An 8,862-nucleotide genomic window follows, 5' to 3' on the forward strand; every position below is an offset into this window, starting at 1 on the left:
CGCCCCGGAGTCGGTGCTCGCGGGCAGCGCCGCGATCCTCGCGGCCGTGGCCGTGCTCGCCCTGGCCGTGCGGGCGCGCCCCGTCCCGGAGCAGGCACGGGCGCGGGTCAGCTGATGTTGTCCTCGGCGTCCGGGTTGGTGCAGATCACCGTGTCGCTGGGCGTGTAGGTCGTCGAGAAGACCTCGGGAGGGCGGGTCTGCGTGTTGGCCCCGACCGGTTCGAAGTAGCGGGTGACGTCGATGTCGAACCCGCCGTAGCCGGTGTTGGCGTGGCACTGCACGGTGTCGACCCGGCGCACCTTCGCCTGGGTGACGTTGGTCCGCTCCCCGGTGGAGGTGGTGATGTCCCAGTACTTCGTGGAGTACATCGAGACCGTCACCACCCCGCTGGTCGTGGCGGTGGCGGGGGTGACCTTGGCGCTGATGAGCACGCCGTACGGCGTGTCGTTGCGGAACCGCAGGTCGACGGCGCCCCACGCGACGGTGGCCTCGCGCCCGATCGGGTAGCGGTCGATGTAGAACGAGTGCGGCTTGTGCTCGACGTCCTCGAGGCCGGCGAAGAACATCGCGTTGAAGGTCGTCGTGGCCATCTGCGAGACACCGCCGCCGAGGTCGCTCACCAGGATGCCGTCGGAGATGATGTACCCCTCGGTGAAGCCGTTCTCCCGGGTCCGCTCGCCGACGGTGTCGTTGAGGCTGAAGGTCTCCCCCGGACGGAGCACAGTGCCGTCGACGAGCTCGGCGGCCCGGCCGATGTTGACGTTGCGGTACTCGGCGTAGGGGTAGTAGGTCGTGAAGCTCGAGACCTGCTCCTTGACCTGGAGGGCGCGGGCGTCCTTGGTGGTGACGTCGGGCCGCGCGACCTGGGCGTCGACCGCCAGGGTGCGCTGGTCCCCCGGGGCCGCCACCAGCTGGAGGAAGCCGTCGACGACCTGCTGCTGGTCGTAGGTCACGCCGGGCTTGGCCGGGACGACCTGCGGCCGGCCGCCCACCAGGGCGACCGTCGCGTCCACCGGGGCGCCGCCGACGGCGACCCTGCCCTCGAGCACCGAGGTGAGGACCTGCTCGTCGAGCCGGGGCACGAGCTCGCCGTCGACGGCCTCCATGCTCAGCGCCGGCGTGTAGTCGGCGGGCTGGAGGCGGACCGTCGACTCATCGAAGGTCAGCGCGACGGGGCCGGAGACCGCGGCGTTGGCGAACGACTCGCGGGCCTCCGAGAGGTCGCCGGCGTCGATCTGCGGCTGCTCCTCGACGAGCTCCAGCTCGGCCGTGCCGCCCTCGAGCCAAGCGCCGGAGAGCGCCTCGCCGGTGGCAGCGGGGTCGAGGGAGCGGCCCGTCCGCGGCGTGACCTGGCTGAAGCGGGCCCCCTGGAAGGTGAGGGACCCCTCCCGCACCGGGCGGCCGTCCTCGGCGTCGAGGCGGGTGACCAGGGCACCCAGCGCGGTCTCGTCGACGGTGACGACGGCGTCGAGGTCGTCACCGCCGGTGAAGTAGTTCCAGAGCCGGACCGGGTCCCAGCTCTCCTCGCCGCCGGCCTCGGCGACGGACGCCTCGTAGTCGACCGCGAGGCCCGCCTCGGTGGCCTCGATGCTCACCGGCGTGCCGTCGACGACGGCCTGGACCGGGGCGCTGACCTGGTCGGCCAGACCGGCCTGCAGCCGGTCGGCGGCCTCGTCCTGGGGGTGGCCGCCGATGCTCACCCCGCTGACGGTCGTGCCGCGCGGCACCTTGTCCCCGGCGGCGTAGTGCGCCGCGACGTACAGGCCGCCGAAGACGACCAGCAGGGCGAGGAGCAGCCAGATCACGACCTTGCCGCCGGCCTTGTCCTTGGTGCCGGGACCGGCGTCGACGTCGGAGGCGGAGAGGAACGACACGCCCCGCATCCTAGGTCGGGGTCGGTGATTCCCCGGGATCGTCATGCGACCGGCGCGTGGGCCCGCTGGTGGCCAGCGCGACCAGCAGGACCACGAAGGAGCCGGCCAGCAGCGCGTAGCCCGAGGCGTTGGCGGGGATCAGGTAGTCACCCTCCGGTCGTGGCACCGCGGCCCAGGCCACGGCTCCCATCCAGCCCAGCATGAACGCCACCCGCGACCACCAGCCGCGCGGCAGGGCGAGGGCCGAGGCGACCGCGGCCGCCAGACCCAGGGCCAACCCCCAGCCCCGCTGGTGGAGCAGCACGGCGGCCAGCCCACCAGCGGCTCCGACGACCAGCAGCCCGACGGCGCACCCGCCCCTGCGGACGAGGCGCACTCCTCAGAGCCCGGCGAAGAGGTCGGGCTCGAAGCCGTCCTCGCCCGCGGCACCCCGGCTGCCCTTGGCCAGGACGTAGTACTCGTCGCCCCAGAACGCGTGACCGGACTCGGCGCCGGCGAAGAACGGTCCGTCGGGATCGACCTGCGTGCGGTGGAGCTTGAGGGCGTCCATCTTCTGCGCGGCGTAGGCCTGCCCGTCGACGCGGGCCGAGATCAGGTCGTCGGCCGTGACGAACGGGCCGAGATCGCCGTCGGGGTCCATGCCCTCGAAGCTCGTGGTGTCGCCGGCGGCCCGCATCTGGCGCAGGCTCTCGCGCATCCGGTTCTCGCTCATCGCGCACCAGTAGATCTTGGCGACGTCGTGCGCCTCACCGAGGTCGCGCTTGTACGCCGGCACGGCGGCGAGCGCGGTGGCGTAGGTCGCCACGCGGTGCGCCTGGATGTGGTCGGGGTGGCCGTAGCCGCCGAACTCGTCGTAGGTCACCAGCACCTGCGGGCGCACGTCGCGGATGATCCGCACCAGCTCGTCGGCCGCCTCGCGGAGGTCGGCGTTCCAGAACGCGTTGTCGGGCACGACCTCCGCGGCGACCGCGTGGCCGTCGGGGTGCCACGCCATCCCGGAGTCGTGGAACGCACCGAAGCCCCCCAGCCAGCGGTGGTCGGTCACCCCGAGGGCGGCCATCGCCTCGCCGATCTCGCCCTTGCGACGCTCCCCGAGCCCGCCGTCCTTGTCGTAGGCCAGGTGCTCGAGGTCGGGGACCAGCACCTCGCCCATCTCGCCGGCGGTGCAGGTCACCACGGTGACGCCGCGGCCCTCCGCGACGTACTTGGCCATGGTGGCGCCGTTGTTGATGGTCTCGTCGTCCGGGTGCGCGTGCACCAGGAGCAGGCGCTGGTCGAGGGCGCCGTCCGCAGGAGGCGCTCCGGCGCCGACACGTGGGGTCATGGCTCCACCCTAGGCGGGGCACCTCGCCGACCCAGCGTGATGYTGCCGGTGCCCAGCGCGACCCCGACCATGGCCACCACGAGACCGAGGAGCTCCAGCGGCGTCAGGGTCTCGCCCAGCACCAACCAGGCCAGCACGGCGGTCACCGGCGGGGAGAGGAAGAACAGGGAGGCGCCGGCGCCCGCTCCCCCGGCCCGCACCAGCTTGCCGAGGAGCAGCAGGCCGATGATCGAGTTGACGACCGCCAGGAACAGGACGGTCAGCCCGCCCCGCACCGGGTCGCTCACGGCGTGCGTGCCCTCCAGGGCGAGCGCCAGGAGCGCCAGCGGCGGCACGGACACGGTGAACTGGATGGCGGCCGACCACCACGGGTCGGGGGCGTGCCCGATCCACCGCTGCCCCAGGGTGCCGAGACTCAGCGTGATCGCGCCGAAGACGCCCAGCGCCACCGCACCCGGGCCGCCCGCCTTGTCGATGTCGGGGCCCAGGACGATCACCACCCCGACCACCCCGATCGCCAGGCCGACCACCTGCCGCGGCGACAACCGCTCCCCGAGGAGGGCGGCGGCCAGGACGGCGGTGAGCACCGGGGTGAGGGCGTGCAGCAGCGAGGCGAGGGTGGCGCCGAGACCGGCGTCGAAGGCGAGGTACATCGCGCCGAACTGGACGGCGTTCATGGCCAGCCCGGTGAGGGCGATCCGGCCCAGGTCCGCGCGGGCGATGCGCAACGGCCCGCGGAACAGCCGCGCCACGACCAGGGCGATCGCGGCGGCGAGGGCGAACCTCAGGGCGAGCAGCGTGAAGGGCGCGACGTACTCCACGCCGTACGGGCCGGAGATGTAGCCCGACGACCACACCAGGACGAAGGCGACGGCCGGGACCAGCGGCAGGGTCCCGACCGGTCGGCGGGCGGTCCCCTCCGCCGGGACGGCCACCCGGTCCGTCGACGGATCAGTCACCGGAGGGTCGCTTGATCCGTCTCGGGGCGGCCGGCAGGTCCAGGGGCGGCAGCGCGGGCCGCGTCTCGGTGTCGTCGCCGTCCAGCCATCCGTCGTACTCGTCGACCAGCAGCTCGACCATGAACTCCGGAGCGTCGGACACCACGGCCCAGGGGTGCCCCTCGTCGTCGTCCTCACCGGCCAGGCGCTCGCGGCCCACCTCGGCCTCGAAGCCGTCGCGGAGCAGGCGTGCCGCCACGGCGTGCGCGTCGTCCTCGTCGAAGAAGATGGCCCTCACCGCTGCATCATCCCAGCCAGCGGTGCGAGGAACGGACGGTCGGGCTCCAGCCAGTCGACGTCGTCGAGCTCGTCGGCAGCGAGCCAGCGCAGCCGGTCGTGCTCGGTGGGCTGGGGCTCGCCGTCCACCAGGTCGGCGGTCGCGACGCGGAGCTCGTGGGTGTCGCCGATCGCGGCGGCCCCCGGCAGCCACCCGGTGACCACGATGGCGCAGCCCAGCTCCTCGGCGACCTCGCGGACCAGCGCGGCACCGGAGGTCTCCCCGGGCTCGACCTTGCCGCCGGGGAACTCCCACCGGCCCGCGGCCGCGGGGGGCGCCGTACGACGAGCCGCCAGCACGCGACCGTCCCGGACGATCGCGGCACCCACGACGGGCACCCGGGGCTGGTCGGTCACGAGGCCGACCCTAGTCAGCCCGGTCCCGACGGGATCCAGCACCCGGCCGGCGGCGACGCGCGATTACGGTGGGCCCATGCGCGAAGCCGGCGAGACCCCTCCCCCTCCCGGGCAGGAGCAGGCGGGGACCGAACCGTCCCCGGACGGGAACCGCGCCTACGTCGAGGGCGTGCACCTCCAGCGCACCGACGAGAACGCCCGCGAGATCGAGGCCCTGGCCGCGGTGCTCGGCCGGCCGGCGGGGCTCGACGGGCTGCTGGGCGACCTGAAGTACCGCCTGCGCCGCGCGCGCGTCCTGCCGCGACTGCTCGGCCGGGCCGTCCGGGAGGCCTGGGCCTGGGACGCCTACGACGAGCTCGACGAGAACTGGTACCCGCAGGGCATCTCCACCAGCGCCGACGCCTCCGCCAGCGAGCTCGTCGGGCAGGTCGACGGGCAGGGCGACGGCCGCCGGGTGCTGGTGACCACGTGGTACTCCACGGGCAGCGACGGCATCAAGCGCGGGTCGCGGGTGACCTTCATCGACCTCGACACCTTGGAGTACCGTCACGTCCTGCTCGTGGTCCCGGTCCTCGACGAGGACGGCGCCCTCCAGCTGTGCCCGATGAACATCCACGCCGGCGGCATCGTGTGGGCCGGACCGTGGCTGCACATCGCCGCCACCAGCCGCGGCTTCGTGACCGCGCGCGTCGACGACATCATGCGGGTGCCCGGTGACGACGACCGTCCCGACGAGCTCGGTGTCGACGGCACCCGGGTGGCGTCGTTCGGCCACCGCTACGTGCTGCCGGTGCGCTCGACCTACCAGGCCTTCACCGACGAGGGCCACGAGAAGCTCCGCTACTCCTTCCTGTCGCTCGACCGACGCTCGGACCCGCCGGCGCTCGTGGCCGGGGAGTACGCCCACGACCCCGACGCGAGCACCAGGCTGGCGCGCTACCCGCTCGACACCGGGACGTGGCAGCTCGAGACCGGCGCGGACGGCTTCTCCCGCCCGCTGGCGATCGACGAGGGCGGGGTGCGGCAGATGCAGGGCGCCGTCCTCGCGGGCGGTCGCTACCACGTGTCGGTGTCGCACGGGCCCTGGATGCCGGGGACGGTGGCCGCCGGGCAGCCCGGTGCGATGCGGGTACGCCGCTGGGCGGTGCCGATGGGGCCCGAGGACCTCGCCTACTGGCCCTCGACCGACCGCATCTGGTGCGTCACCGAGCACCCCCGCCGGCGCTGGATCGTGGCGATGGACCGCGGGTGGTTCGATTGACCAGCGAGCCGAGCCGCAGGACCGACGGCGCCCGGGAGGCGGGGACCGCGGGCGACGCCATGGTCACGACCCCGTGGACGCACGGCCACGACCTGACCGTCGCCGGGGCGCACGAGGCGTTCACCGACTCGCACGTGCACATGCTGCTGCTGACCCGCGACGGCGTGCTGCGCGGGACCCTGCTCCGCGACGACCTCTCGTCCGCGACCGACGCCGCGGCCTCGGCCCTCGACGCGGCCACGCTCGCCGGGCGCACGATCGGGCCGGAGCACGACCTGCAGGACGCCCTCGAGCTCATGCGGCGACGGGGGACGCGGAGGCTGGCCGTCGTCGACGGGACCGGTCGGCTGGTCGGGCTGCTGTGCCTCAAGCGCACCCTCGACGGGTTCTGCAGCGACGACGACGTCCGGGCGCGTGCCGTCGAGCGCAGCGGGGTCCACCAGATCGGTCGCTGAGCGACCGCTCCGGACCTCAGTGCCCGGCGACGGGCACGTGGATGGCGATCACCCGGCTGTCGGAGCCGTCGGGCTGCTCCTGGTCCTGGATGGACAGGTAGAGCAGCCTGCCGTTCGGTGAGAACACCGGCCCGGTGCCCTCGCCCCCGCCGCCGATGGTGGCGAGGTGGACCAGGTCCTCCGCGCCGGAGCTCCCCCGGGGCAGGACGTAGACCTCGTTGTTGCCGCCGGTGGCCGGGTTGCCGAGCGCGCTGCCGTTGTCCTCGAAGACGTAGAGGTTGCCGGCGCGGTCGTAGCGCACGTTGTCGGGCCGGCTCATCGTCGCGAAGTCACCCTCGACCAGGACGGTGCCGGTGACCCCGTCGTGGTCGTCCGTCAGCCGCCACACGCGACCCGGGTCGCTGCCCGAGGCCGACTCGGCGAAGATCAGTCCGTGGCCGCTCGCGGCCTTGATGATCCCCTCGTGCTTCCAGAACGAGTTGGTGGCGTCGGGAGGGCCGACCTTGGCGACCATCTCGGCCTCGGCGTTGGCGGGGTCCTCCAGCCTCACCCAGGTGCCGGTGTTCGTCGCCCTGTCGAAGTCCAGGCCGTACAGCTGGCCGGAGGTCAGGTCGTGCTGCCGGCGCGGGACGAACTTGTAGAGGTACTGGAAGTCCCCGCGGTCGTCGGTCAGGTACCAGGCGCCCCGCGATCGGGCCTCCTGCTCGTGGCTGAAGCGACCCATCCCGGTCAGCCTGGTCTCGGCGCCCGTCTGCGGGTCGATCTCCCAGACCCAGCCGGAGCGCTGCTCCGGGTCGCTGACGAAGGGGAACTCCTCGTTGACCAGGACGGTTCCCCACGGGGTCCGGGCGCCGGCGCAGAGGTTGTGCAGACCCGTCGCGATCAGCTCGCTGTCGGTCACCGTGGTGCCGTCCCTGCCCAGGGTGAGCCGCGAGACCGACCCCCAGCCGTCGCTGTCGCCGTCGTCGGCGCTCGCCTGCTCCGGTACGGCGCACTTGTCCGCGTCGCCCTGGTAGTCCCCGGCGACCGGCTTGGTCAGCTCGTGGGCGGTCAGCAGCTGGAGCCGGCCATGGGCGCCCCGCACCAGCTCGTTGTTGTCGAAGTCGCTCGGCATCGGGAAGGTGACGCCTGATTCCGTGGAGGTCACCTCGTCGACGCAGTCGCGCGCCAAGACGTCGTAGGAGTAGCCCGACGGCAGGTCGATGACCCCGTCCGGGTCGACCACCACCGGCCCCGGGTCGAAGCCGGCGTGCGGATGGCCCGACCCACCTGCTGCGGCACCCGGGGTGCCGGACGACCCGAGGGCGACGACGGTCGTGACAGCGGTGGCCACTGCAAGCAACGTGCTCCTGATCATGTCTGCGCCTCTCGCGACGGGGTCGGGACCGACCATCGGCCCGGGTGCCGGCCTGCTCCTCGTGAGGCTAACCCCGGAGGGCCCCGGGGCAACAGGGCGCAGCCGCGAACCGTCTGCCGTTGTCGGAGCCGAGGCCCGCGTCGTGCTGACCGATGTCCGTCTCGTGCACGCCAGCGGCGCCTCGCGCGTCAGGCCGGCCGCGGGAAGCGCGCCAGCTGGCGGCTCTGCGCGACGAGGCGTCCAGCGGAGTCCCAGACCTCGCAGTCCTCCTCGAAGAGCCCGCCCGCGACGTTGCGCGTGCGGTGCGCGACCTTGAGCCAGCCCGGCGCGGGCACGGCGCGCACGTGGGCGGTGAGCTCGAGGGTGGGTGCCCAGCCCGGGTGCCCGAGGTCGAAGGTCAACGGGGGCAGCGCGTCGAGCACCATGAGCAGCTGGATCGGGTCGGGGTCACGCCCGTCGGCCAGCCGGAACCACGCCTGCATCAGGCCGCGGCCGCTCGGTCGGCCGACCGCCCAGCCGGCGCAGGCCGGGTCGAAGAGCATGTCGAAGCGCTCCATGAGCGGTGGGACCTGGTGCGCCGTGCCGGGCGCCGAGGACGCGGCGAAGCACTCGTCGACCGGGGGCAGCTCGGGCTCGATGGCGGTGGTGCGCACGTCGTCGGGCAGCCGGGACAGGTCGCCGTACGTCGCGAGGGCGGTGATGCGGGTGTCCTCGCCCTGGGCGAGCTCGGCGGCCACGGTGGCGGTGGTGCCGCCGTCACGCACCACGCGGGTGCGGACCGTGGCGGGGCCGGGGCGCGAGGCCGAGACGTAGAAGGCGCTGACGGCGATCGGGTCGGGCTTGGCCGGGACCGTCTCGCTCATCGCACGACCGATCACGCCCAGCAGGTAGCCACCGTTGACTCCCCCGCCGACCACCCAGCCCGGGTCGAGCTCCGCGGAGAAGCCGTCGGGTGTGGCC

Annotated in this window: 10 protein-coding genes; 2 read left to right on the top strand and 8 right to left on the bottom strand. The window is 73.6% G+C overall.

The features are described 5' to 3' along the window. Positions 1 to 107: 107 nt before the first annotated feature. Genes AC1DQF_RS20295 through AC1DQF_RS20320 form a run of 6 tightly spaced genes read right to left on the bottom strand, consistent with a single transcriptional unit; the run spans position 108 to position 4,829 of the window. Positions 108 to 1,874 carry a VanW family protein gene (locus AC1DQF_RS20295; RefSeq protein ID WP_477527037.1) on the bottom strand — a complete coding sequence of 589 codons (1,767 nt, stop codon included), beginning with the start codon at positions 1,872 to 1,874 and terminating at the stop codon, positions 108 to 110. Between the two features lie 10 nt (positions 1,875 to 1,884). Further along, positions 1,885 to 2,250, bottom strand: coding sequence for a hypothetical protein (locus AC1DQF_RS20300; protein ID WP_477527038.1), 366 nt, complete (start codon positions 2,248 to 2,250; stop codon positions 1,885 to 1,887). Between the two features lie 3 nt (positions 2,251 to 2,253). Then, positions 2,254 to 3,198 carry an N-acetyl-1-D-myo-inositol-2-amino-2-deoxy-alpha-D-glucopyranoside deacetylase gene (mshB, locus tag AC1DQF_RS20305; RefSeq protein ID WP_477527039.1) on the bottom strand — a complete coding sequence of 315 codons (945 nt, stop codon included), beginning with the start codon at positions 3,196 to 3,198 and terminating at the stop codon, positions 2,254 to 2,256. Continuing rightward, a complete protein-coding gene (locus AC1DQF_RS20310) occupies positions 3,195 to 4,157 on the bottom strand; it encodes a DMT family transporter (protein WP_477527040.1) in 963 nt (320 codons plus the stop codon). The genes mshB and AC1DQF_RS20310 overlap by 4 nt, the downstream gene beginning before the upstream one ends. Beyond that, positions 4,150 to 4,434 (bottom strand): hypothetical protein, encoded by a 285-nt coding sequence (locus AC1DQF_RS20315; RefSeq protein ID WP_477527041.1) that lies wholly within the window; start codon positions 4,432 to 4,434, stop codon positions 4,150 to 4,152. Before AC1DQF_RS20315 ends, AC1DQF_RS20310 begins: the two co-directional genes overlap by 8 nt. Next, the gene (locus AC1DQF_RS20320; RefSeq protein WP_477527042.1) at positions 4,431 to 4,829 is read right to left on the bottom strand and encodes a (deoxy)nucleoside triphosphate pyrophosphohydrolase; all 399 of its coding nucleotides are present in this window, start codon (positions 4,827 to 4,829) and stop codon (positions 4,431 to 4,433) included. The genes AC1DQF_RS20315 and AC1DQF_RS20320 overlap by 4 nt, the downstream gene beginning before the upstream one ends. Positions 4,830 to 4,905: 76 nt before the next feature. On the opposite strand from AC1DQF_RS20320, the gene AC1DQF_RS20325 reads away from it, so the two are divergent. Further along, the gene (locus AC1DQF_RS20325) at positions 4,906 to 6,090 is read left to right on the top strand and encodes a hypothetical protein (protein WP_477527043.1); all 1,185 of its coding nucleotides are present in this window, start codon (positions 4,906 to 4,908) and stop codon (positions 6,088 to 6,090) included. Further along, on the top strand, positions 6,078 to 6,545 hold the full coding sequence (locus tag AC1DQF_RS20330; protein ID WP_477527044.1) for a CBS domain-containing protein: 468 nt from the start codon (positions 6,078 to 6,080) through the stop codon (positions 6,543 to 6,545). The genes AC1DQF_RS20325 and AC1DQF_RS20330 overlap by 13 nt, the downstream gene beginning before the upstream one ends. A 16-nt stretch (positions 6,546 to 6,561) precedes the next feature. Here AC1DQF_RS20330 and AC1DQF_RS20335 read toward each other — a convergent pair whose 3' ends face one another. Together AC1DQF_RS20335 and AC1DQF_RS20340 are read right to left on the bottom strand one after the other, a co-directional pair. Further along, positions 6,562 to 7,878 carry an alkaline phosphatase PhoX gene (locus tag AC1DQF_RS20335; protein ID WP_477527045.1) on the bottom strand — a complete coding sequence of 439 codons (1,317 nt, stop codon included), beginning with the start codon at positions 7,876 to 7,878 and terminating at the stop codon, positions 6,562 to 6,564. Positions 7,879 to 8,090: 212 nt separating this feature from the next. Continuing rightward, on the bottom strand, positions 8,091 to 8,862 hold a 772-nt coding region (locus tag AC1DQF_RS20340; RefSeq protein ID WP_477527046.1), incomplete at its 5' end, for a thioesterase family protein.

This window comes from Nocardioides sp. P4_G4, from assembly GCF_056401085.1.

Excerpts from the sequence above, each read along its gene's own strand:
- mshB (WP_477527039.1), bottom strand. The coding sequence starts at position 3,198 with ATGACCCCACGTGTCGGCGCCGGAGCGCCTCCTGCGGACGGCGCCCTC.
- AC1DQF_RS20325 (WP_477527043.1), top strand. The coding sequence starts at position 4,906 with ATGCGCGAAGCCGGCGAGACCCCTCCCCCTCCCGGGCAGGAGCAGGCG.